Annotated in this window: 25 protein-coding genes; 11 read left to right on the top strand and 14 right to left on the bottom strand. The window is 36.2% G+C overall.

From position 1 onward, the window contains the following. Positions 1-2 precede the first annotated feature (2 nt). Positions 3-374 (bottom strand): ribosome silencing factor, encoded by a 372-nt coding sequence (rsfS, locus tag INR75_RS00290; RefSeq protein ID WP_084841435.1) that lies wholly within the window; start codon positions 372-374, stop codon positions 3-5. A 93-nt stretch (positions 375-467) separates the two neighbouring features. Between rsfS and INR75_RS00285 the strand changes: the two genes are divergently transcribed. Beyond that, positions 468-1,199, top strand: coding sequence for a biotin--[acetyl-CoA-carboxylase] ligase (locus INR75_RS00285; RefSeq protein ID WP_223090309.1), 732 nt, complete (start codon positions 468-470; stop codon positions 1,197-1,199). Between the two features lie 243 nt (positions 1,200-1,442). Here the strand turns inward: INR75_RS00285 and INR75_RS00280 are convergent, their stop codons facing one another. Both INR75_RS00280 and pyrE read right to left on the bottom strand, forming a co-directional pair. Further along, positions 1,443-1,832: an SRPBCC family protein gene (locus INR75_RS00280; protein ID WP_223090308.1), complete on the bottom strand. Its 390-nt coding sequence runs from the start codon at positions 1,830-1,832 to the stop codon at positions 1,443-1,445. Between the two features lies 1 nt (position 1,833). Next, positions 1,834-2,478 carry an orotate phosphoribosyltransferase gene (gene pyrE, locus INR75_RS00275; protein ID WP_092542938.1) on the bottom strand — a complete coding sequence of 215 codons (645 nt, stop codon included), beginning with the start codon at positions 2,476-2,478 and terminating at the stop codon, positions 1,834-1,836. Between the two features lie 7 nt (positions 2,479-2,485). Between pyrE and INR75_RS00270 the strand changes: the two genes are divergently transcribed. Continuing rightward, a complete protein-coding gene (locus tag INR75_RS00270) occupies positions 2,486-3,112 on the top strand; it encodes an NUDIX hydrolase (RefSeq protein ID WP_223090307.1) in 627 nt (208 codons plus the stop codon). On the opposite strand, the gene INR75_RS00265 is transcribed toward INR75_RS00270, so the two are convergent. Beyond that, entirely contained in the window at positions 3,096-4,847 is a 1,752-nt protein-coding gene (locus INR75_RS00265; RefSeq protein WP_223090306.1) for a M14 family metallopeptidase, read from the bottom strand. The two genes, INR75_RS00270 and INR75_RS00265, sit on opposite strands and share 17 nt — an antisense overlap. 241 nt (positions 4,848-5,088) lie before the next feature. On the opposite strand from INR75_RS00265, the gene INR75_RS00260 reads away from it, so the two are divergent. The 3 genes from INR75_RS00260 to INR75_RS00250 are packed head-to-tail and all read left to right on the top strand — an operon-like array spanning position 5,089 to position 9,272. Then, positions 5,089-6,381: a sorbosone dehydrogenase family protein gene (locus INR75_RS00260; RefSeq protein WP_223090305.1), complete on the top strand. Its 1,293-nt coding sequence runs from the start codon at positions 5,089-5,091 to the stop codon at positions 6,379-6,381. 29 nt (positions 6,382-6,410) lie between these two features. Then, positions 6,411-8,699, top strand: a complete 2,289-nt coding sequence (locus INR75_RS00255; RefSeq protein WP_255584605.1) for a TonB-dependent receptor — start codon at positions 6,411-6,413, stop codon at positions 8,697-8,699. 21 nt (positions 8,700-8,720) lie between these two features. Continuing rightward, on the top strand, positions 8,721-9,272 hold the full coding sequence (locus INR75_RS00250; protein WP_223090304.1) for an HNH endonuclease: 552 nt from the start codon (positions 8,721-8,723) through the stop codon (positions 9,270-9,272). 135 nt (positions 9,273-9,407) lie between these two features. Here INR75_RS00250 and coaD read toward each other — a convergent pair whose 3' ends face one another. Then, positions 9,408-9,863 carry a pantetheine-phosphate adenylyltransferase gene (gene coaD / locus INR75_RS00245; RefSeq protein ID WP_223090303.1) on the bottom strand — a complete coding sequence of 152 codons (456 nt, stop codon included), beginning with the start codon at positions 9,861-9,863 and terminating at the stop codon, positions 9,408-9,410. A 122-nt stretch (positions 9,864-9,985) separates the two neighbouring features. Between coaD and INR75_RS00240 the strand changes: the two genes are divergently transcribed. Then, entirely contained in the window at positions 9,986-10,546 is a 561-nt protein-coding gene (locus INR75_RS00240; protein ID WP_223090302.1) for a hypothetical protein, read from the top strand. A 5-nt stretch (positions 10,547-10,551) separates the two neighbouring features. Here the strand turns inward: INR75_RS00240 and INR75_RS00235 are convergent, their stop codons facing one another. Further along, positions 10,552-11,526, bottom strand: a complete 975-nt coding sequence (locus tag INR75_RS00235) for a D-alanine--D-alanine ligase (RefSeq protein WP_223090301.1) — start codon at positions 11,524-11,526, stop codon at positions 10,552-10,554. A 106-nt stretch (positions 11,527-11,632) separates the two neighbouring features. Between INR75_RS00235 and INR75_RS00230 the strand changes: the two genes are divergently transcribed. The 5 genes from INR75_RS00230 to INR75_RS00210 all read left to right on the top strand — a co-directional run bounded on the left by INR75_RS00230 (position 11,633) and on the right by INR75_RS00210 (position 15,894). Next, positions 11,633-12,253 carry a PASTA domain-containing protein gene (locus tag INR75_RS00230; RefSeq protein WP_223090300.1) on the top strand — a complete coding sequence of 207 codons (621 nt, stop codon included), beginning with the start codon at positions 11,633-11,635 and terminating at the stop codon, positions 12,251-12,253. Next, complete coding sequence (locus INR75_RS00225) at positions 12,253-13,323, top strand: RluA family pseudouridine synthase (protein ID WP_223090299.1); 1,071 nt, start codon at positions 12,253-12,255, stop codon at positions 13,321-13,323. Before INR75_RS00230 ends, INR75_RS00225 begins: the two co-directional genes overlap by 1 nt. A 215-nt stretch (positions 13,324-13,538) precedes the next feature. Next, positions 13,539-14,300 (top strand): peroxide stress protein YaaA, encoded by a 762-nt coding sequence (yaaA, locus tag INR75_RS00220; RefSeq protein WP_223090298.1) that lies wholly within the window; start codon positions 13,539-13,541, stop codon positions 14,298-14,300. Between the two features lie 257 nt (positions 14,301-14,557). Continuing rightward, entirely contained in the window at positions 14,558-15,223 is a 666-nt protein-coding gene (locus INR75_RS00215; protein WP_223090297.1) for an HAD family phosphatase, read from the top strand. An 11-nt stretch (positions 15,224-15,234) separates the two neighbouring features. Beyond that, a complete protein-coding gene (locus INR75_RS00210; protein ID WP_223091812.1) occupies positions 15,235-15,894 on the top strand; it encodes a uracil-DNA glycosylase family protein in 660 nt (219 codons plus the stop codon). 69 nt (positions 15,895-15,963) lie between these two features. Here INR75_RS00210 and INR75_RS00205 read toward each other — a convergent pair whose 3' ends face one another. From INR75_RS00205 to INR75_RS00170, 8 genes are all read right to left on the bottom strand, one after another. Continuing rightward, entirely contained in the window at positions 15,964-16,098 is a 135-nt protein-coding gene (locus INR75_RS00205) for a 30S ribosomal protein THX (RefSeq protein ID WP_084841451.1), read from the bottom strand. A gap of 8 nt (positions 16,099-16,106) precedes the next feature. Continuing rightward, on the bottom strand, positions 16,107-16,250 hold the full coding sequence (locus tag INR75_RS00200; protein WP_175487032.1) for a hypothetical protein: 144 nt from the start codon (positions 16,248-16,250) through the stop codon (positions 16,107-16,109). Positions 16,251-16,328: 78 nt separating this feature from the next. Further along, the gene (gene trpA / locus INR75_RS00195) at positions 16,329-17,096 is read right to left on the bottom strand and encodes a tryptophan synthase subunit alpha (RefSeq protein WP_223090296.1); all 768 of its coding nucleotides are present in this window, start codon (positions 17,094-17,096) and stop codon (positions 16,329-16,331) included. Positions 17,097-17,337: 241 nt separating this feature from the next. Then, entirely contained in the window at positions 17,338-18,519 is a 1,182-nt protein-coding gene (gene trpB, locus INR75_RS00190; RefSeq protein ID WP_223090295.1) for a tryptophan synthase subunit beta, read from the bottom strand. 376 nt (positions 18,520-18,895) lie between these two features. Beyond that, complete coding sequence (locus INR75_RS00185; RefSeq protein ID WP_255584604.1) at positions 18,896-19,543, bottom strand: phosphoribosylanthranilate isomerase; 648 nt, start codon at positions 19,541-19,543, stop codon at positions 18,896-18,898. A gap of 204 nt (positions 19,544-19,747) precedes the next feature. Continuing rightward, complete coding sequence (gene trpC, locus INR75_RS00180) at positions 19,748-20,530, bottom strand: indole-3-glycerol phosphate synthase TrpC (protein WP_223090294.1); 783 nt, start codon at positions 20,528-20,530, stop codon at positions 19,748-19,750. 5 nt (positions 20,531-20,535) lie between these two features. Further along, the gene (gene trpD / locus INR75_RS00175) at positions 20,536-21,528 is read right to left on the bottom strand and encodes an anthranilate phosphoribosyltransferase (protein ID WP_223090293.1); all 993 of its coding nucleotides are present in this window, start codon (positions 21,526-21,528) and stop codon (positions 20,536-20,538) included. A gap of 98 nt (positions 21,529-21,626) precedes the next feature. Next, positions 21,627-22,193, bottom strand: a complete 567-nt coding sequence (locus INR75_RS00170; RefSeq protein WP_223090292.1) for an aminodeoxychorismate/anthranilate synthase component II — start codon at positions 22,191-22,193, stop codon at positions 21,627-21,629. Between the last annotated feature and the right edge of the window lie 167 nt (positions 22,194-22,360).

Raw genomic sequence — 22,360 nt, 5'->3', positions numbered from 1 at the left:
AATTAATATTTTGTCTCGATAGATGTTATTTTGGCATCTCCCCAAAGACTTTCGATGTCGTAAAACTCCCTAATGTGTTTCTGGAATACATGAACTACTACATTCACATAATCCATTAAAACCCACTCGGCATTTTCGCTACCTTCGATATGCCAGGGCTTATCTTTTAAAGCTTTACTAACAGATTTTTGAACGGAATTAACGATGGCGTTAACCTGAGTGTTAGAAGTACCGTTGCAGATAACAAAATAATCACAAACTGTATTATCAATCTCTCTTAAGTCGAGGATATCTATATCATTTCCTTTAACATCTTCTATTCCCTTAATGATATGTGCTATAAGTTGATCGCTGTTTGTTTCTTTTTTCGTCATTAAATTTATTTATTTACGCAAAGTTATGTTTTTTTGGCTTTTTATAGACCTACTTAACACAACATTTAGCGACAATCTTTTCTTTATTCTATTATGCGTATAATCAAAGTTGATGCCATCCCCTCTACAAACGACTTTGTGAAGCAATATTACTCTGGTAATTCTAGCTTCGAACCAGTTTGCGTTTCTGCTCGTTTTCAAACAAAAGGGAAAGGACAAAGAGGTTCTGTTTGGAACGTGACCGCAGGCAAAAATCTAACATTCAGCTTACTTTATCCTAAGATAAGCGTAACGATAAATCATCACTTTTTATTGAGTGCCGTTGTTTCACTTTCGGTTATAAATGTACTACGGAAGTTTAATACTCCAAAATTAAGTGTAAAATGGCCCAACGACATAATGTCAGGAAACTTTAAGATTGGCGGAATTCTTATCGAAAATATCCTGAAGCAAACTGACATCGCGGCCAGTGTTATTGGTATAGGTTTAAATATAAATCAGGACGATTTTGGTGATTTAAAGCAGGCTTCTTCATTAAAACTTCAAACCGGTAATGATTTTGATCTGGATGAAATATTACATGCAATCCTGGAAGAACTTTTAAAACGTTTAGAAGTGCTTTCAGAAGAAAATGAAACACTTATTTTAGAAGAATATGCTTCGTTAATGTTCAAAAAGGATGTTGTTGCTGCATTTCAATACCCAAATGGGGATTTCTTTAACGGAATTATTCGCGGAGTGACTATAAACGGACTTTTAAATGTTGAAATCGAAGAGGCTGTTTTTAAGACTTTCGATCTAAAAGAAGTAAAATTAATGTATTAAAAAAGCTGTTTCAAAATATCGAATTTTAAAACAGCTTCTAAGTTATAGATTATCAGTAATTTGTAATAATTCGTTTATTTCGTCATTCCGAACCTGCCCGTCCGGCAGGCGGGATTGATCCGGAATCTCATACTGTAATGAAAAATCAATTATTAGGATGAGACCCTGAATCAAGTTCAGGGTGACCAGATCTCATTATAATTTATTGCGGATATACAATTAAAATTTATCCAATATCGAAATCTACAATTTCGAAATATTTTCGCTTAAATTATTGATGAATTTTTGCAGCGGACTTTTTACCATCATCGCCATCATGGCATTAAATTCACCATTAAATAAAAACTGAACTTCACTTCCTGTACCAGTTTCGTTAATATGAATGCTTAGCGTGAAAGGAAATTTATCTGATCCAGATCCCAAAACCACAAGATTTGGTTCATCTGTGTTTACGATTTTAAGAACGATCTCTGGCATTCCTTTTAACTGAAAAAGAAACTTCTCTGAAGATAGAACTTCAAATTTCTCTTTGCTGCTAGGCATTATTTGGTCGTAATTCTCTACGTTCGTCAGGAAATTGTACATTTCCTGCTGGCTTTTACTGGCAGTTACTTTTGGGCTTTCTAAATTCATATTATTGCGGACTCCAATTTGCGGGATCTTTTCTCCAGCTTTTTAAAACTTCAACTTCAGATTCTTTTATATAGCTTGTGCGCTGCGCGGTATCGATTAAATAATCGTAATTACTTAACGTATGCACATCTAGATCTGCATTTTTAATATTTTCTTCAGCAATATCAAAACCATAAGAAAATATCGCGAGCATACCTTTAACGTTAGCACCACTTTCTCTTAATGCTTTTACCGCATTTAAACTGCTACCGCCAGTGCTTATTAGATCTTCGATAACGACTACGGTTTGGCCGGCTTCAAGATTGCCTTCGATTTGGTTTTTTCTACCGTGAGATTTTGCTTCTGGTCTTACATAAACAAAAGGCAGGCTAAGATATTCCGCAACCAACATCCCAATACCAATGGCGCCGGTAGCAACACCAGCAATAACATCTGGTTTTCCATAAATTTCTTCAACCTGCTTAGCGAAATTTTCACGTATAAAATTTCTAATCAGAGGATAGGACAAAACGATACGATTATCGCAGTAAATAGGAGATTGCCATCCGCTGGCCCAAGTAAAAGGCTCTTGTGGTTCTAATTTTATTGCTTTAATTTGCAATAATACTTCAGCAGTTTTTATTGCTGTTTCTTTATTTAAAATCATACTACAAATGTATAAAGTTTTTGTGAATGATACCCCGATAATTCTTTCCACAAAAAAAGATCTGGGAGGCGAATATAAAACCTATTCCATCAAAACCGTACGATTAAAACGTTTAATCAGAAAAATTAATAAGGGTAAAATTACACATGTAAATCTTTATCATAGAAAAGAAGAAAAGCTTTTAAAATTTCTTCGGAGAAAAATAAAGGTTGTTGTTGCCGGTGGCGGTAAAGTATACAATGATAAAGGCGAGATCCTTTTTATCTACAGAAATAAAAAATGGGATTTACCTAAAGGGAAAATTGAAAAAGGCGAAACCATAGAAGAATGTGCAATTCGTGAAGTTGCTGAGGAAACTGCAATTACCGGATTAGAAATCACCGGTTTTCTAAGAACTACTTTCCATATTTTTAAGCGCAAAGGAAAATACCGTTTAAAAGAAACGCATTGGTACAATATGGCCAGTGATTTTGATGGTGAATTGATTCCGCAGGAAAAAGAGGGTATTGAGAAAGTAAAATGGAAAAACCCTGAAAAGGCAGAAAAAGCACTTAAAAACTCTTACGCGAACATCAAATTATTATTCGAAGAAGACGAAATTGCCGTACCTAAAACCTCTAGCGTGGAATCCTAAAAATAGGATAGCGTAAATGCGCATTCTCATAATATTTAGAATGCTTATGAATCCATTCTAATTGTGCGTACCAGTTTTTAGCAAAATCGGGATCGTTGGTTTTCTTTTCTTCAAAAGAGGCCTTTAGATCTGCATTTTCAGCAAGCAGGTCTTTTGCAATATCTTCGAAAACGTATGGGGAAAAATGTTCTTTTTGCTGAAGTACGGTGTCAAAATAATTCCAGTTGAAGAAAGAATCTTCTGCGGCCGGTTCTAACATTTCCAGTAAATAGCGAACCCCATCCTGAAAAGTGCTGATATAATAATCTCCTTTTCTAAATCTTATAGAATCCATACTTGCCGAGACTTCGGTATTTCGATGCATATAATGTCCTTCGTAAGCGCTATTGCCAGTTTCGTAATTTTCAATCTTATATTGCTGTACGTAGAGCGTAGTATCTTTTTCAAAAGCTTTCATTTTAATGTTATTCAGCTTTAAAAGATCAATTACATTCCACCATCCTTGCGGAATAACGTAAGCTCTAGGAATATCTATACGGTCTTCAGCAACAAAATTGTTGAAATATTCGATGTCTTTTGTAAAGGCTTTATTTCGATCGTATTTTAAACGATCGCCACCGGTAACTTCACTTGGTATCATTTCGCCCTCATATCCTTTAAATTCACGGATACTTGGATCTTCCATATCTGGTTTGTAGTGTACAGGATACCAGCGTTTAGTGAGATATTTTTTATTTTCAGCAGCTCTTAAGTCTTTTATTTTTTCAGATTGATCGTCGGTAATGGCAACCATAGATCGCATAAGTTCATAAGTTCCCCAAACACGTTTATCGTAAGGCTTCAGCATATGGGTTTCAACCATCAATCCTAAAGTATTCCACATCGTAGTATAGCCGGTAGAATAACGAGGATAATCTACAAATTGAGAAAATCCATTTTCAGGAACTTCATTAAAAACATTCACATAAGGCGTAATATCAAGATTCTTTATTTTTAAGGAATCTTCTAAAGCCGGCATCATTTTCTCATCCAGATATTTACCAATATCGCCCCCCAACCTGTTATGCTGAGTAAAAAGATGGGTTAAAACATATTGATAATCTGCGCCATTGCTTACGTGATTATCGATAAAAACTTCTGGATCCAGGTAATGGTAAATTTTATAAAAAGCACGGGCATTTTTAGAATCAGCTTTCGCAAAATCACGATTTAGATCGTAATTACGAGCGTTTCCTCTAAATCCGTAAGCTTTTGGACCATTTTGGTTGGTTCTTGAAGATGAATTTCTATTTAACGCACCACCAATATTGTAAACAGGAATAGTAGCGATCACTACATTTTTAGGAACTTTTATAGAGTCCTGTGCCATATCCCTAAACATCATCATGGTAGCATCGATACCATCACTTTCACCGGGATGGATTCCGTTTAAGACCAATAAAATACTCTTATTTTCCTTAATTTTTGCGATGTCGAATTGCGCATCTGGATTAAATATTGCCAGGTGTAAAGGTTCGCCACTATCGGTAGTATCAAATGTTTTTAGTTGTACAGAAGGATAAGCTTTAGCCAGATCTTCATAAAAGTTGATTACGTTGGGATAGGTATCGGTTTCAGTTCCATTAGAAATTTCAAAACGAGTGGTAAAATCATAATCGTCCTGAAGCTGATATTTAGAGAAATCGCAGGAACCAAAAGCAATAATTATAAAGCCTAAGAAAAGAATTCTTTTCATAAATACTAACTAACAACAAATATAGGCTGTAAACATACTTAAAATATGTTAAAGCCGCTAATTTAGAGCGCCAATTATAGATTTCTGTAGGACTTTACGTAATCGAGATTAGCGGTTTATTAGCGATATTTTTCACATAACATTTTATCTTCTTGCATTTTGCTGTTAAACTATACTTAATCCCAGCTTACGATTTTTCTGAAGCTTTTTTTCAGATTATTTTCGGGAAAAAGCTAAGAATATGAAAAAGAAGACAATATTAAGTGTTGGTGTATCGGCGCTCATAGGTTTTTCTGGGATTGCGCAAATGCAGGAAGAATTACCTAAAAAGATGAAAAAGAAACTAGCGAAGCAGCCACCCGTGACTGTTCAAACTACAGTTGGGCCATTAGAGTTGCCTTCGCCATTTTCTACAGAATCTGTAGAGAAGCGTAGCGAGATCGTGCCATGGCCAGAAGGACAAATGCCAACGGCACCTGCAGGTTTTAAAGTTTCTAAATTTGCTGAAGATTTAGATCATCCTAGAAGATCATATGTATCGCCTAACGGAAAAGATATTTTTGTAGTAGAAAGTGACGATGCTAAAAAAAGTGCAAACAGAATTACACTTTTTAGAGATGCCAATAAGGATGGGAAGCCAGAAGAACGTTTTGTTTTTGCTGAAGATCTAAATCAGCCATACGGAATGCTAATTCTAGATGGTTATTTTTATGTTGCTAATGTGGATGCTATAAAAAGATGGTCTTATAAAGAAGGAATGACTTCCTTGGAAGGAGAAGGCGAATTGGTTAAAGAATTACCTGCCGGAGGTTATAACCACCACTGGACGCGTAATTTAATCGCAAGCAAAGACGGAAACAAATTGGTGGTTACCGTTGGATCTTCCAGTAACGCCGGTGAACATGGTATGGAAAAAGAAAAGCGCAGAGCAAATGTGCTTATGATGGATCCAGATGGTAGTAACGAGATCGTTTATGCGGCGGGCTTAAGAAATCCTGTTGGCGTAGATTATAATCCAATAACCGGGGAACTTTGGGCTGCTGTTAACGAACGTGATAAAATTGGTGATAATTTGGTGCCAGATTATGTGACTAGCGTAAAACAAGGTGGCTGGTATGGTTGGCCTTATTCATATTATGGAGATATTAAAGATCCAAGATGGCATAAAGAACCGCATAATGATATGGTAGAAAAAGCGATAATTCCAGATGTTCCGGTGGGATCACATACAGCATCTTTAGGAATCACTTTCTATGATAAAGATCAATTTCCTGAAAAATATAAAAACGGAGCTTTTGTAGGACAACACGGTTCATGGAATCGCTCAAATTTTGCAGGATATAAAGTGCTTTTTATTCCATTTGATGCCAACGGAAAGCCACAGCAACCAGAAGATTTCTTAACCGGTTTTATTGCCAGTGAAGATGGTAGCAAAGTTTATGGTCGCCCGGTTGGAGTTACCACTTTACCAAACGGAGATCTATTGGTGAACGATGATAATGGCGGAGTAGTGTGGAGAGTTTCTGCGGAATAATAAAAATTTAGTTTCTTAAAAAAGAGCAATTGAAGAAAATAATTATAGCGCTAATATTGGTGATTTGCGCACAACAATCTTTTTGTCAGAATCTGAAAGGACAAATTTTAAATGAAACAACTTCTGAAGCGATCGCAAATATAAATATCATTGCGGCTTCAGAAGTTGTTGCTGTTTCAGGTAAAGATGGTTTTTTTAGCATTCACAATATAGACTTTCCGGTAGTTTTAAAATTCAGTGCCATAGGATTTAAAACACAAAAGCTAAGATTCGATAAAAATGACACTAATTTTAAAGTTTACCTGGCACCCTCGAACGAATCACTTTCCGAAGTAAAATTAAGAAGCACACTAATCCCAACCGAACTTCAAAAAACACCCGCGGCGGTAAGTTTACTCTCTAAAAACGATCTGGAAAGAACAGATGCTACAAATTTTGTTGATAATCTTAATTATGTGCCCGGAGTTTATGTGAATCAGGGTGCTTTAAATACCAATAAGATCAATATTCGCGGAATTGGAGGTAGAGCGCAATATGCTACAAATAGAATTCAGGCGTATTTCGACGGAATTCCGCTAGCAACAGCAGAAGGTTCGCTCACTTTAGATGATATCGACCAGGAATCTTTAGAACGTGTTGAAGTGATAAAAGGGCCAACAAGTAGTATTTACGGCGCCGGACTTGGCGGATCGATAAATTTGTATTCCGCAGATCCCGGGGCAAATGAAAGTCGGGTTGGTGTAAAAGTGCAGGGAGGAAGTTACAATACTTGGAAAAAATCTGATGTAATTTCGATAAATGGAGCAAATTCTTCGGTTTTTGCTACCTATAACCATGTGCAAAGTGACGGCTGGCGCGAGAATGGTTCTTACGATAGAAAATCTGGACTGGTGAATGCAAAGGTGCTGACTTCAGGAAAAAATAGTCTGTCGTTTTTGGCCAATTTCGTCAAACTAAAAGCTTATATCCCAAGTTCGATAAATGAGGACGATTTTTTAAATGATCCAGAAAGTGCCGCATACACCTGGGGAGCTTCCAGAGGTTACGAAAGTTATGATCGTGGTTTGTTAGGTGTGAGTTATAAACATCATTTTTCTGAGAATTTCACCAATCAAACCAGTGTATTCTTAAGTTTCAGAAATGGCTACGAGCCAAGACCGTTCAATATTTTAAAAGAAGAACGTCTATCTGCCGGTGCAAGAACCAATTTTAGTCTTTCTACAAAACTTTTTGAATTGCCTTCAGAATTTAGTTTTGGCGCGCAATATTATAATGAATGGTACGAAACCGGCACTTTTGAAAATTTTTACGAAGATTTCGATAATCTTGGTAGTGTGCGTGGAGAACGCTTAAGTAATAATGAGCAGGATCGCCATTATGCGAATTTCTTTGCGCAAGTAAATATAGATTTAAGCGAGCGTTTGTTGTTAGAAGCCGGCTTAAATTTTAACACAACCGCTTATAGTTTAGATGATTTTTATGCTGAAGATAATATCGATCAAACCGGGAATTATACTTTTGATGCCGTTTTTTCTCCAAGATTGGGGTTGTCGTATGAAGTTGCTGAACTGAAGAATATTTACGCATCTGTAAGCCATGGGTTTTCTACGCCAACGGTTGCTGAAACCTTAACTCCGGAAGGGCAAATAAACACCGATCTAAAAGCCGAGACAGGTTTTAATTACGAAATAGGTTTTAAAGGAAACTGGTCAAATAATCGATTATATACTGAAGTGTCGTTGTACAGCATCCAGGTGCGAAATTTATTGGTGGCGCAAAGAGTTGCTGAAGATCAATATGTGGGAATTAATGCAGGTAAAACCGATCATAACGGAATTGAATTCTTCGGAAAATATAGCTTAGATCTTACTGAAAACTGGCAGGTGAGTCCATTTATAAATGCAGCTTTTAACTTTTTTGAATTCGATCGTTTTGTGAATGAAGAAGTAGATTATTCCGGTAACGAACTACCCGGAGTTCCAAAGCATACTATAAACGCAGGAATCGATCTTAGTACCGATTTTGGTTTCAGTTTTAATGCGCTTTATAGAAATGTAGGTGAAATTCCGCTAAATGATGCGAATGCGCTGTATACAAATTCTTACGACCTGATAAATCTAAAAGCTGCGTATGCCTTTGATATTATAAAGGATCTTCAGTTAAATATTTACGGCGGAATAAATAATGTTTTTGATGAACATTATGCCGCCAGTGTTTTACCAAACGCTGTTGGTTTTGGTGGCGCTGCACCTCGATATTATTACCCTGGCTACCCAAGTAATTATTTTACAGGCTTAGCAGTTAATTATTTTTTCTAAATTGAATTAAATACAATCCCTATGATACGAAGTTATTTTAATGAACAGTGGAAAGAAGTCGAGTTTGGCGATAATGTTTCAGATGAAATCCGCTATAAAATCTCCAATTTTGGCCGAGTAATTAAAATTACTGAAGAAGGTAAAGAACTTCAGGAAAAGCGACTGGGAAATGGATATGAAATGATTCGTATAAAACTTAAAAACGGTGTTTGGTCCAGCCGATATACTCATAAAATTTTAGCTGAAAATTTCTTGGAACCAAAAGAGGGACAGCGCTATGTAATTCATTTAAATTACGATAAGACCGACAATCGCTTAGAGAATTTGCAGTGGGCTACAAAGCGGGAAAAAGAGATCCATCAATTTAGTAATCCTGAGAATAAGAATATAAAAAGAAAGCTTCCCAGCCATGCAAAACTAACTGAAACCAAAGTGAAATTTATAAAGCGTAAGATTTTTGATCCTAACAGAAGAACACGTTTAAAAATGATCGCTAAACAATTTGGGATTTCAGAAATGCAGTTACACCGAATCAAAACCGGAGAAAATTGGGGACATGTAACGGAGTATTAGAGATTAGATCGCTGGTACTGTGAGATAGTAGATTTTAGATGATAGAATTTAGGGATACGATATTGGAGGTTTTCAATATAAATTTTTTAAAAGTTTGCTTGACAGGTCTGTAATCTGAAAACTTAGTTATAAAATTTACTCACTACTAACCGAATCCGGCACCATAAACTCGTATTTTCCGCCGTGTTGCATCACATCTCTAACAACTGTAGAAGAAATATGCTCAAAGCCAGAAGAAGCGATTAGAAAAACCGTTTCGATATTTTCCATTTTGTAGTTGGTTTGGCCAATAGCTTTTTCAAATTCTAAATCGATACCGTTTCTTAGGCCGCGAAGTAAAAATTTAGCATCAATTTCTTTGCAAAAATCAACTGTTAGTCCGCTGTAGGTGTTTACCTTAATTTTAGACTCATTTTGGAAAGTTTCTTCAAGAAATTCAAGTCGTTTTTCTAAAGAAAACATATATTTTTTACTGCTATTAGTACCAATAGCCAAAACGATTTCATCAAAAAGAGGAAGTCCTCTTTCAATAATATCTACATGCCCTAATGTAATAGGATCAAATGATCCCGGAAATACTGCTTTTTTCATAGAAAATCGATTAACAATACTAAGGTGCTATAAAAAAAGAAGTAAACAAAATTTCAATTGATATTATAGGGGTAAGCGTTATTTTTATATATTCGCCTTCTCAGAAAAGCATCGATCAAAAAATGAACAGAATCATCACAGTATTAGTAATTCTTATTTTTTCAAGTTCAGGTTTAAAAGCACAAAACGCTTCCGTAGAAAAATCTCTTTATGGAATTCAAACCGGTGTATTAGGGATTTGGGGATATAATGAATCGAGATTAGCAGATCAGTTTGCGCTAAGAACAGAAATTGGTTTCGATGCTGGATTATGGGGAGGAACTCTATATGATAATAGCGTAAATTTTGCTTTAATTCCGGTAATTACCTTCGAGCCACGCTGGTATTATAACATAAAAAAGCGTGCAAATAAAAAACGAAGAACCTGGAATAACGGAGCTAATTTTCTTAGTTTAGAAACTAGTTTTTATCCAGATCTTTTTGTGATATCTAATGCGAAAAATGTAGGAGTTGCTAACCAGATTTATTTTATCCCAAAATGGGGGATTAAAAGAAATATAGGAAAGCACTTTGGATTTGAAGCCGGTTTAGGTGCAGGCTATGGAACTTTATTAGAAAGAAAAAGTACTTTAGATGATGGTTTTACAGTAGATCTGCATTTAAAAATCGGCTATAATTTTTAATAAACTTAGCTTAAAGCCGCTTCTATTGCACTCGCATATAATTCTTTTAAACTAATTCCTGCTTTCGCTGCTTGCTGAGGTAAAATACTGGCCTGGCTAAGTCCCGGAGTGGTATTCATCTCAATAAAATGTGGTTCACCGTTATGGAATATAAATTCAGAGCGTGTAAAACCTTTCATTTTTAATTTCTGATAGATCAGTTTAGCGATTTCCTGAACCTTTTTTGTGTCTTCTTCTGAAATTCTTGCAGGAGTGATCTCCTGAGATTTGCCCAGATATTTCGCTTCATAATCGAAGAATTCATTTTCTGAAACAATTTCGGTCACCGGAAGCGCGAGTAATTCACCATTATAAGTGATTACACCCACAGAAACTTCAGTACCATCAAGGAAAGATTCGATAATTGCTTCATCATCTTCCTGAAATGCATTTTGAGCCGCTCGATATAATTCGTCTTTTTGCTTCACCTTTGTAATGCCAAAGCTACTTCCGGCACGATTCGCCTTTACAAAACAGGGAAGTCCCACTTTTTCAATAATGGCATCAGCATCTACAATATCACCTTTATTTAGAAAATAGTTTTTAGCGGTTTTAATTCCGTAGGGCTGTAAAACGCTAATGAGATCACGCTTGTTAAAAGTTAAAGCCGATTGGTAATGATCTGCTGCTGTTTGCGGAATATTCAGCAATTCTAAATAGGCCTGCAATAATCCATTTTCGCCAGGTGTACCGTGAATGGTATTAAAAACACAGTCAAATTTGATAATTTCACCATCAATTTTTACCGTGAAATCACTTCTATTTATTGGATACGGCGTATCATCTGCAGCTACTACAAACCACTCATTTTGTAAAATATGCACGCGGTAAGGCTCGTATTTATCAAGATCCAGGTTTTCGTAAACCATGTTTCCACTATTTATAGAAATGCGGTATTCACTTGAAAAACCGCCCATTGCGATGGCAATTTTCTTCTTCATATTCAATATATCGGGTAATGTAGCGTTTAAAACAAAAATATCACGAAAAAAGGGTGTCACCAAAACCAAGGTGTTTTTATATCTTTGCTTTTTATTTTGTAAATATATGGGATTGTTCAGATTCATTTTCAGTAAAACATTTTTAATTCAGCTGGTGCTGGCAATTATTTTAGTAGTGGTGTTGGGCTATGCAACCATGCAGTGGCTAGACTATACTACAAACCAGGGAGATCGTATAGAAGTACCTAACCTGGCCGAGCTTTCTCTAAGTGATGTGGAAACAATGTTGAAGGAAAAGGATTTAAGATATGAAATTTTGGATTCGGCTAATTTTAATCCGGATTATCCAAGATTCTCTGTTATAGAGCAAGTCCCAAAAGCAGGGAAATTCGTAAAAGAAAATAGGAAAATATATCTGACTTTAAATCCGTCTGGTTATCGTAAAATAATGATTCCAGATCTTATTCGTCGTACTCGCAGACAGGCCGAGCCGACTTTAAAATCTCTAGGTTTCGAAATTGGTGAGATCACCTATAAGCCAGACATTGCTGAAGATGCCGTTTTAGAACTTCGTCATAATGGTGAACTAATAGAAGCGGGAGACGAATTAATGAAAACCTCTAAAATCGATATGGTCTTAGGTGATGGCTCTGGAAGTTATGGACAACCTGTAGAAGAGGATAGTGTAGATACTGAGGAAACGAACGATGATCAATTTGATTTTTAATGAAGGAACATCCCGAAGAAAATAACGAGCTGGAAGAACAGCTAGAAGACCAGAATGACGAAACGCTTTACGAGCATCATAAATTTGTTGCTGAAAAAGGCCAAAATCCTCTTCGTGTAGATAAATATCTGATGAATTATATCGAGAAAGCAACTCGTAATAAAATTCAGAAGGCAGCAAAAGATGGGAATATTTATGTAAATGATGTTCCTGTAAAACAAAATTATAAAGTTAAAGCCGGTGATGTGGTGCAAGTAATGTTCGAGCATCCGCCGTATGAGTTTTTACTTACTCCAGAGAATATTCCGTTAGATATCGTTTACGAAGATGATACTGTTCTTGTGGTGAATAAACCGGCAGGAATGGTGGTGCATCCCGGGCACGGGAATTATAGCGGAACCTTGATCAATGCACTGGTGTATCATTTCGAAAACTTGCCAAATAACAGCAGTGATCGTCCTGGTTTGGTGCATCGAATCGATAAAGATACCAGCGGACTTTTAGTGATCGCAAAAACCGAACATGCTATGGCGCATTTATCGAAGCAGTTTTTCGATAAAACGAGTGAGCGCGAGTATGTAGCCATGGTTTGGGGAAATGTTGAAGAAGACGAAGGCACGGTTGAAGGAAATATTGGAAGACATCCAAAAAACAGACTGCAGAATACCGTTTACGAAGGTGATGATGCTGAAAAAGGTAAACTTGCAGTAACTCATTTTAAAGTTCTGGAGCGTTTTGGTTATGTTACTTTGGTGGCTTGTAAATTAGAAACAGGTAGAACGCACCAGATTCGTGTGCACATGAAGTATATTGGGCATACCCTTTTTAACGATGAACGCTATGGTGGCGAGAAGATTCTAAAAGGGACAACCTTTACCAAATACAAGCAATTTGTAGAGAATTGTTTTAAAGTATTACCAAGGCAGGCGCTTCATGCGAAAACTTTAGGTTTTACACATCCAAAAACAGGAGAGTGGATGAGCTTTAATTCAGATTTACCAGAAGATATGGTGGACGCGATAGAGAAGTGGCGTAACTATGCCAAGAACCAGAAAGAAATGCTAGAGTAGTTTAGCGAAATTCGATAAAATATAAGACCTTTTTATTGCTGTATAAATAAGTAATTGAAGGTCTTTTTTATTTTCGGGAATCGAAGTCTTATCTTCGTAATCGGTTAGATTTAGAATGTTATGCTGTAACGATTGAATAGGAAATTATTCAGCATCTCATTATTTAATGAGATTTGAAACATTTTAGGAAGACAAAGAAAAAAAAGAAAAGAAAAATGAAAATAGTTGTTTCACCAGCGAAAAGTCTGGATTACGAATCTAAATTACCTACTACTCGAGGAACACAACCTGGTTTCTTGGAAACCACGGGAAAACTGAATCGAAAATTGGCCAGAATGACCAAAAAAGAGATTTCAGAATTAATGAGTATTAGCGATAAGCTTGCCGATCTAAATTATACCCGTTACCAGGAATTTGAAGAAGATCATACCAAAAAGAATTCTCGCCCAGCGATGTATGCTTTTAATGGCGATGTTTATAATGGTTTAGATGCGTATACACTTCCAGAGGAAAAGCTGGATGATATTCAAAATACACTTAGAATTCTTTCTGGTCTCTACGGAATTTTAAAACCACTCGATTTAATTCAGCCTTATCGTTTGGAGATGGGAACTAAAATCGGGATCGAAAGTAAGGACAGCCTTTATGAGGTTTGGAAAGAAAAGGTGACCGATTATTTGAATTCAGAATTAGAAGAAGATGAGTTGTTTGTAAATCTTGCCAGTAACGAATATTTTAAAGCAGTAGACACTAAAGCTTTAAAAGTTCCGGTGATTTCTCCTGTTTTTAAAGATTACAAAAACGGAAAATTAAAGATCATCAGTTTTTATGCAAAGAAAGCTCGTGGATCTATGGTGCGTTACATTATCGATTCTTCAGCTAAATCTTTAGAAGATATTAAAGGCTTCGATTACGACGACTATAAATTTAGTGCAGAGCATACCGAGAAAGAAAACGAACCAGTTTTTATTCGATAAAACTATATAAAAAGTCATTCTGATTTTATTTTAGAATCTCATCATGCGGATTATTTCTCTTTTATGAGAACCTGAAACGAGCCCCCTGCAGGACGAACAGGATTAGCTTGACAAAAATTGATTTTTTAAATAGTATTTTAACTGAAATTCTAGTGTGATATTTCAATTTAAACACCTAACCAAAACTTAATATTAGCTAAAACTAGCTTTATTTCTTCGGAAGTAATTTCGTAGAAAAATCCAAAAAACCAATAAGCATGGCTGAAATTAAAGCAGCAATTTTCGATTTCGACGGTACATTAGTAGATTCAGAACATTATCATTACAATTCCTGGGTTGAGGTTTTAAAAGATTACGACGCTCAGCTAGACTACGATTATTATATAAAAACTTATGCAGGTACGCCTTCGCCAATTAATGCAAAGGCGATCGTAGCTCAATTCGATCTGCCAATTTCGGAAGAAGAGCTAACCTACAAGCGCGAGCGAATGGCTGAAAAACTGGTAAAAGAATCTGAAGTTGAATTTATGCCGTTCGCTATAGAAACCTTAGATTTCTTCAAGGCAAAGGGAATTCCTATTTATTTGGTTACCGGTAGTCCACGAAATAATGTTGAGTTTCTTTTGGAGAAAACCGGTATCGCAAAATACTTTGAATTTGAGATTACCAGAACCGATGTAAAAAACAGCAAACCAGACCCTGAAAGTTATCTAACTGCGATCGACAAGATCAAACTGCCAAAAGAAAATATGATCGTTTTTGAAGATACCAGAACCGGAGTAGCTTCAGCAAAGGGAGCAGGATTAGAATGTTTGGCAATTCAGGGAAATCCTAATTTAAAAGAAAATGTAGAGGCTGCAGATAAGATTTTTGATGATCTTCAGCAGGCAACACAATACTTAGAAAAAGAAGGCAGAATTTAAACAATATCGATATTTTTCATCATAAACATCCATTTCCGCCATTTATTCCTGAAGGTGCTACCAAACTTATTGTTGGTACGTTGCCGCCACCGCGTTTTACGCAGCGTAGACTAAAAGAGCGGGATGTTGATTTTTGCTACGGAAGTCAGGATGGTTTACTTTGGCCAATTTTAGACCGAATTTTTGAATTAGAACTGATCTACGATAATTCAGAAGCAGCCGTTTTACAGCGAAAGGATTTTCTTCGGAAACGAGGAATAGGAATTTGTGATGTTGTTGAAAGTAGTTTTAGGGAAAAAATCGATGCTTCAGATTTAGGAATGCAAAAGGTGGAACTGAGGAATATGCTTCAGATTCTACGAAAGCATCCAAGGATCGATACTTTATTATTTACCGGTGGAAATAGTAAAAACGGACCGGAATATTTTTTCAGAAGACATTTAAAAGATTCCGAAGAAAATATAAAACTGAAGATCGTAAATAACGAGCCGCCAAGAATTCATCAATTTGTTTTGGATGGACGATTAATAAAAACCGTTTCATTAATTGCACCGTCTGGAGCAGCGAATATGGCGGTTGGAAGTATGCAGCTTTATAAAGAATTGAAGGCTAAAAACCCCAATTTTAATACGCTGGATTTTAGAGTACTTCAGTATAAGGAGTTTTTTTGACTTCTCAGTAAACAAAAAAACCTCACAGGTTTAGGAAACTGTGAGGTTTGATTTTATTCTAAATAAATATTATTGTAAATCTTTTTTATCCTGCTCTGCAAGAGTGGTTGGCTTTACTTTAAACTTTTTACGCTTAGGTCTTAGTTTACCGGTGGTTCCGATCGCTATTTTCCCTCGTTTAGTTTTTTTATCGCCTCTTCCCATAAATCTATTTACTTTTTATTTTGTTGATCTTTGATCGTTTTTTCGTCGATATCTACTTTATTGGTAGTTTCGTTTCTATTTCCACTTGGTTGCGTGGGATTAGATTGTTCTGTTTTTCTCGATTTGTGATTATCTTTAATAGGACCTCCCATAATTCTGTGTTTTTATGATTCCATATAAAGATAAGAATCGATACTCTTAAAACCTGCTAAGAGCTTGTTAGACTTTGGTTAAACCGGACGAACCGATTTTACAAAATCTTCGATATTGTTTTTACCGTGCTTGTTTAAATGCTTAATAAAAGCACTTCCTATAATAGCTCCTTTTGCATATTTAGTGGCGTCGTTAAAAGTATCTTCGTCACTAATTCCGAAACCAACAACCTGCGGATTTTTCAGTTTCATTTCTGCAATTCGTTTAAAATAAGCTTTAGTTTCTTCACCAAATCCTTTAGTGCTTCCCGTAACGCTGGCGGTACTTACCATATAAATGAATCCGTCGGAAACTTCGTCGATAAAACGAATACGTTTTTCTGAAGTTTGTGGCGTGATCAAGAAAATATTTTTTAGTCCGTGTTTATCGAATATAGCCTTATAATTATCGTTATAAACGTCTACCGGAAGATCTGGGATTATGAGTCCGTCGATACCAACTTCTTCACATTTTGCGCAGAATTTTTCTACACCAAATTGAAGAATAGGATTAAAATATCCCATTATAATAAGTGGAATAGATACCTCTGAACGAATGTCTTTCAATTGCTCAAAAAGTTTATTGGTGGTCATTCCACTTTTTAGCGCGATGGTAGAACTCTCCTGAATCGTTGGTCCATCGGCTAAAGGATCACTAAACGGAAGCCCAATTTCGATAAAATCGACACCATTTTTTTCCAGGCTTTTAATGATCTCCACGGTGTCGTTAATTTCAGGATATCCTGAAGTAAAATATATAGAAAGCAGTTTTTTATCTTCCTGCAGTTTTTCTTTAATTCTGTTCATATTTTAAGCTTTTTGTTTTTGGCTCTTAGCAATTAGCTTTCAGCTTCTTTTATCAATATTCGCAATTTGAAAGATGAAATTTTGAATACGTCACCCTGAACCTGCCCGTCCGGCAGGCGGACTTGATTCAGGGTCTCATCCTATAATTTAAAATCATTTATATATCTCGAATTATGAGATTCCGTGTCGAGCATGGAATGACGATAATTACACTTTAAATTTTATAGAATGTCAATAAATACTACAACTCAAAATAATCGATATACGTATTAAGATCTTTATCGCCACGGCCGGAAAGGTTTACAACAACTACATCATCTTCTTTAAATTTTCGATCTTCAAAAATTGCAAGAGCGTGAGAGGATTCGATCGCAGGGATAATTCCTTCCAGTTTTGCTAATTGTAAGCCGGCTTTCATTGCGGCATCATCGGTAATCGAAATAAATTCTCCACGACCACTTCTAAATAAATGAGCATGCATTGGCCCAACTCCGGGATAATCTAAACCAGCCGAAATCGAATACGGCTCGGTTATTTGTCCGTCGTCAGTCTGCATCAACAAAGTTTTACTTCCGTGGATAATTCCTTCTTTTCCCAAAGCTGAGGTTGCGGCACTTTCACCGGTAGAAATTCCTTTTCCGGCAGCTTCAACAGCGATAATTCCAACTTCCGGAGTGTCTAAATAATGAAAAAATGCACCAGCGGCATTACTACCGCCACCCACACAAGCCACTACATAATCTGGGTTTTCACGATTTTCTTTTTCTTTAAGTTGCGTTTTAATTTCTTCGGAAATCACCGCCTGAAATCTCGCCACCATATCGGGATATGGATGTGGCCCAACTACAGATCCAATAATGTAATGCGTGTCTACCGGATTATTGATCCAATCACGAATCGCTTCGTTCGTAGCATCTTTTAAGGTTTTACTACCCGATTTCGCCGGAACTACTTTAGCGCCCAACATTTTCATTCGTGCAACATTTGGTGCCTGGCGTTCAATATCGATCTCGCCCATATACACGATACACTCGATTCCCATTAGCGCACAAACCGTAGCGGTTGCAACTCCATGTTGGCCGGCACCGGTTTCAGCAATAATTCGGTTTTTACCTAAGCGTTTTGCCATTAAGATCTGGCCAATTGTGTTGTTCACTTTGTGTGCACCAGTATGGCAAAGATCCTCACGTTTTAAATATACTTTGGTGTTATATTTTTTACTGAAACGCTCGGCATAATAAAGTGGAGTAGGGCGACCTACATAATCCTTTAAAAGCGCCTTGAATTCTTTTTGAAAAGAATCTTCTTTCATAACGTCTAAATACTGCTTGCGCAATTCTTCAACATTAGGATATAGCATTTCGGGAATAAAGGCGCCACCAAATTCACCATAATATCCTTTTTCGTCTGCCTGGTATGTCATTTTATTTAGCTTTTTAGCTTACAGCTTTCAGCTTTCAGCTTAATTTTTTTCTTCTTAGTTTTAAGTTTCCTATTTCCAGTGAACAGTTTCTTTTGAAGCCGTTCGATTTATTATTAAATTATAGGATTCAACATCATTAATTTATAATACTTCACATGTCTTTCTTTTTTCATTGCCGAAAAAAGAAACAAAAAAGTCTAGGCTTACGAAACTGACTCTAAATTGTACGTTCGGAAGCTAAATTTTGGAAACTCGCCTACGACTCAAACAGTCCAAAATTCTAACGCTTCTCTCACTTCCAAATTTACGAGCAATTTTCGATAGACCATTTTTCAATCTTATTCAACATTTTTTAAATCACCACATTGCCAAATTATCACATCATCTCATTAGCAAATTGCCTTAATTTTTCAGTATTTTTTAATCCTGGTTCGGTTTCGAAAGCACTGTTTACATCTACAGCATAAAGCAAATGTTCTTTGCTGATTTTGGTTAAATACAGATAGAATTTTTTTAGATCTTCTAATTGGTCTAAACCAATCCCGCCGCTTAGAAAAAATGGTTTTTCTGAAGGATATTCTTTTAATAAGCTCCAATCAAAGGTTTCTCCATTGCCTCCTTTATGTTTGCCTTTAGTATCGAATAAAAAATAATCTACATGATCTTCAAAAGCTGATAATTGTTCAAAATCGAATTCAGATTTTACTGAAAGCACTTTGATGATCTCGATATTCGTTTCTTTTAAAACAGTTTTTAATTCCGCACAAAACTCAGCCGACTCACCACCATGAAGCTGAATCGCATCAAGCTTATATTCGTTGACTTTAGCAAGAATTTCAGCGATCTCTGCTTTTACAAAAACTCCGGTCTTTTTTATCGAATCTGAGATCTTAGGTATTTCAGTATCAAAAAAACGTGGCGTTTTTTCATAGAAAATAAAACCCATATAATCGGGTCGTAATGCCGCGACCTCCTGAATATTTTCAGGATGCTTCATTCCGCATATTTTGAGTTTTAGGTTCATGTTTTTTTAGCTTTTAGCTATCAGCCTTAAGCTGTCAGCTGTTATTTTTTATTTGTAAAAATTATAATTTAGTTGCTGATTTGGATTGTTTTATTCTATTAAAAAAACATTTGAGTTAACTTTAAGCTGAAAGCTGAAAGCTAATAGCTTTTTTAGAATCAAATTGTCTATTCTCTATATTCTATCAGTGAAACGGTCTATGTTCTAAATCAATTCATCAATAAACTCCTTAGCGCTTTTGCCGGGATTATCGGTTTTCATAAAGTTTTCTCCGATTAAAAAACCTTCGTAACCATATTGTTTTAGGTCTTTTATCGCTTCAACCGAGCTAATGCCGCTTTCACTAACTTTTACAAAATCGTCCGGAATCTTAGTTGAAAGGTCTTTGCTGGTTTGGGTGCTGACTTCAAAAGTCTTTAAATTTCTATTGTTTACACCCAACATATCTAAACTCGGCATGATCGATTTCTCCAGTTCTTCCTGATTATGCACTTCTAAAAGCACATCTAAACCAAGATTCTTGGCGAATTCAGATAATTGTTTGATCTGCTCGCGTTCTAAAACTGCAGCGATCAATAAAATTACATCGGCCCCGTGAGCTTTCGCTTCCAGTAACTGATATTCGTCGATTATAAACTCTTTTCTTAGAATGGGCATCTTCACCGCAGCACGAGCGTACAATAGATCGTCTAAAGAACCCCCAAAATATTTTCCATCGGTTAAAACCGACATTCCGTTTACTCCAGCATTTTCGTAACCTTTGGCTACGTCCTCTACATTTAAACTTTGGTTGATCACCGACTTTGAAGGAGATCGACGTTTATGTTCTGCTATGATTCCGCTTTTACTTTTTCTAAGCGCATCGGCCAAAGAAACGGTTGCTCTTTCAAACAAGGCTGAACTTTCCAGTTGAGAAACAGGAACGACCAGTTTTTTTAAAACCAATTTTTTATGTTTATCTGCAATTATTTTATCAAGAATGTTCATAGATCTTATTCGCTTAAATGCTGTAATTTTTTTAATGCCTCTAATGCTTTTCCAGACTTTATAGATTCTTTTGCTGCTGAAAATCCTTCTTTTACGCTTAGGTTTTTAGCGGTCGCAATTGCCATACCGGCGTTTGCACAAACTACATTCTCCTGAGCTTCGGTTCCTTCTCCTCGCAGAATATTTACCAGGATCATTGCTGAATTTTCTATTGTTCCACCGCCATAGATCTCTTTCTGCTCTAATTTTCGAACCCCGAAGTCGGCTGGTTTCAGCATACTTTCGGTTTCATTAGAAATAACTTTAGTATCGCTGGTTAAGGAAATTTCGTCATAACCATCTAAAGCATGAAGAATACTAAAGTTCTTATCGGTATTTTGATATAAATAACCATACATTCTAGCCAGTTCTAAATTGAAAACCCCAACCAACTGATTCTTTGGAAAAGCCGGATTTACCATTGGTCCCAACATATTAAAGAATGTTTTTACCGCTAAGCTTTTTCGAATTGGTGCTACATTTTTCATGGCCGGATGAAATAGGGGCGCGTGCAAAACACAAATTCCGGCTTTATCGATACATTTTTCTAAAAATGCAGGATCGTTGCTAAAGCGAATTCCCAAATGCTCCATCGCATTCGAGCTACCACTTACAGAAGATACTCCGTAATTACCATGTTTTGCAACATTTACGCCTGCACCAGCAGTCACGAAAGACGAAGTTGTAGAAATATTAAAGGTATTTTTGCCATCACCACCGGTACCACAAAGATCTATAGGATCATAGGCGCTAAGATCTACTGCCACACAAAGTTCTAAAAGCGCATCTCTAAAACCTTCAAGCTCGGCAATAGTAACACTTCGCATCATATAGACCGTGAGAAATGCGGCAATCTGACTTTCGTTATATTCTCCGTTAGAAATATTGAATAAGGCTTGTTTAGCTTCCGCTTTACTTATCGTTTCGTGGTTAATAAGCCTGTTAAGTAATTCTTTCATAATTCCCTCTAACTCCCCAAAGGGGAGATTTATCGAGCTAATTTATAAGTTAAACTTTAGTTTTAGAAATAGATGATTCTTTATTTATCAGAACGATTCTATGCATTTACCCAGTTTTCGATCATTTTTTTTCCTTCTGGAGTTAAAACCGATTCTGGGTGAAATTGTACACCGCGAACGTCAAATTCTCGATGTCTAAGAGACATAATTTGGCCTTTATCATCAAAAGAAGTTGCTTCTAAAGCATCTGGTAATTCTTTTAAAACCACCCAGGAATGATAGCGACCTACTTTTATTTTGTTATCTAAACCTGCAAATAACGGTTCGTTATTTACTACAATATCGATATCTGTAGCAACACCGTGATAAACAGATTCTAAGTTACCAAGTGTGCCGCCGTAAACTTCACCAATGGCCTGCTGGCCAAGGCAAACACCAAAAATACTTTTGGTAGCGCCATATTTTTCTATGATGGGTTTTAATAATCCGGCTTCAGATGGAATTCCCGGGCCGGGAGACAATAAAATTTTATCGAAATTTTGTACAATATCGATATCCAGTTGATCGTTTCTTTTTACCGTTACCTGGCAATCCAGATCCTCCAGGTAATGTACCAGATTATACACAAACGAATCGTAATTATCTATAACTAATACTTTTTTCATCTTCTTTATTATTCGGAAGATTTCTCCCGATGTTTTAATTATAATTTTGATTTTAGAACTCTTCGGTTTTTCCGGAGTTTATAGTTCTTATTTGCGTTAGGGATTGAGGTATTGTTGGAGCTCTTTTTGAATGGGTAACATTTAAAAAAGCGACTACCGAAAGCCCG

Source organism: Zunongwangia sp. SCSIO 43204, from assembly GCF_019904275.1.
Classification (GTDB): Bacteria; Bacteroidota; Bacteroidia; order Flavobacteriales; family Flavobacteriaceae; genus Zunongwangia; species Zunongwangia mangrovi.
The sequence above is the reverse complement of the archived record's forward strand: the minus strand, read 5'-3'. Positions and strand labels throughout refer to the sequence as shown.

Bases quoted from the DNA above. Each gene is read 5' to 3' on its own strand.
- trpD (WP_223090293.1), bottom strand. From the start codon at position 21,528: ATGAAAGAATTACTTAACAGGCTTATTAACCACGAAACGATAAGTAAA.
- INR75_RS00225 (WP_223090299.1), top strand. From the start codon at position 12,253: ATGAAGGAACATCCCGAAGAAAATAACGAGCTGGAAGAACAGCTAGAA.
- INR75_RS00265 (WP_223090306.1), bottom strand. From the start codon at position 4,847: ATGAAAAGAATTCTTTTCTTAGGCTTTATAATTATTGCTTTTGGTTCC.
- trpB (WP_223090295.1), bottom strand. From the start codon at position 18,519: ATGACATACCAGGCAGACGAAAAAGGATATTATGGTGAATTTGGTGGC.
- coaD (WP_223090303.1), bottom strand. From the start codon at position 9,863: ATGAAAAAAGCAGTATTTCCGGGATCATTTGATCCTATTACATTAGGG.
- INR75_RS00235 (WP_223090301.1), bottom strand. From the start codon at position 11,526: ATGAAGAAGAAAATTGCCATCGCAATGGGCGGTTTTTCAAGTGAATAC.
- trpC (WP_223090294.1), bottom strand. From the start codon at position 20,530: ATGAACATTCTTGATAAAATAATTGCAGATAAACATAAAAAATTGGTT.
- INR75_RS00250 (WP_223090304.1), top strand. From the start codon at position 8,721: ATGATACGAAGTTATTTTAATGAACAGTGGAAAGAAGTCGAGTTTGGC.
- yaaA (WP_223090298.1), top strand. From the start codon at position 13,539: ATGAAAATAGTTGTTTCACCAGCGAAAAGTCTGGATTACGAATCTAAA.
- rsfS (WP_084841435.1), bottom strand. From the start codon at position 374: ATGACGAAAAAAGAAACAAACAGCGATCAACTTATAGCACATATCATT.
- INR75_RS00170 (WP_223090292.1), bottom strand. From the start codon at position 22,193: ATGAAAAAAGTATTAGTTATAGATAATTACGATTCGTTTGTGTATAAT.
- INR75_RS00280 (WP_223090308.1), bottom strand. From the start codon at position 1,832: ATGAATTTAGAAAGCCCAAAAGTAACTGCCAGTAAAAGCCAGCAGGAA.
- INR75_RS00270 (WP_223090307.1), top strand. From the start codon at position 2,486: ATGTATAAAGTTTTTGTGAATGATACCCCGATAATTCTTTCCACAAAA.
- INR75_RS00205 (WP_084841451.1), bottom strand. From the start codon at position 16,098: ATGGGAAGAGGCGATAAAAAAACTAAACGAGGGAAAATAGCGATCGGA.
- INR75_RS00260 (WP_223090305.1), top strand. From the start codon at position 5,089: ATGAAAAAGAAGACAATATTAAGTGTTGGTGTATCGGCGCTCATAGGT.
- trpA (WP_223090296.1), bottom strand. From the start codon at position 17,096: ATGAACAGAATTAAAGAAAAACTGCAGGAAGATAAAAAACTGCTTTCT.
- INR75_RS00230 (WP_223090300.1), top strand. From the start codon at position 11,633: ATGGGATTGTTCAGATTCATTTTCAGTAAAACATTTTTAATTCAGCTG.
- INR75_RS00240 (WP_223090302.1), top strand. From the start codon at position 9,986: ATGAACAGAATCATCACAGTATTAGTAATTCTTATTTTTTCAAGTTCA.
- INR75_RS00215 (WP_223090297.1), top strand. From the start codon at position 14,558: ATGGCTGAAATTAAAGCAGCAATTTTCGATTTCGACGGTACATTAGTA.
- INR75_RS00200 (WP_175487032.1), bottom strand. From the start codon at position 16,250: ATGGGAGGTCCTATTAAAGATAATCACAAATCGAGAAAAACAGAACAA.
- INR75_RS00285 (WP_223090309.1), top strand. From the start codon at position 468: ATGCGTATAATCAAAGTTGATGCCATCCCCTCTACAAACGACTTTGTG.
- pyrE (WP_092542938.1), bottom strand. From the start codon at position 2,478: ATGATTTTAAATAAAGAAACAGCAATAAAAACTGCTGAAGTATTATTG.
- INR75_RS00185 (WP_255584604.1), bottom strand. From the start codon at position 19,543: ATGAACCTAAAACTCAAAATATGCGGAATGAAGCATCCTGAAAATATT.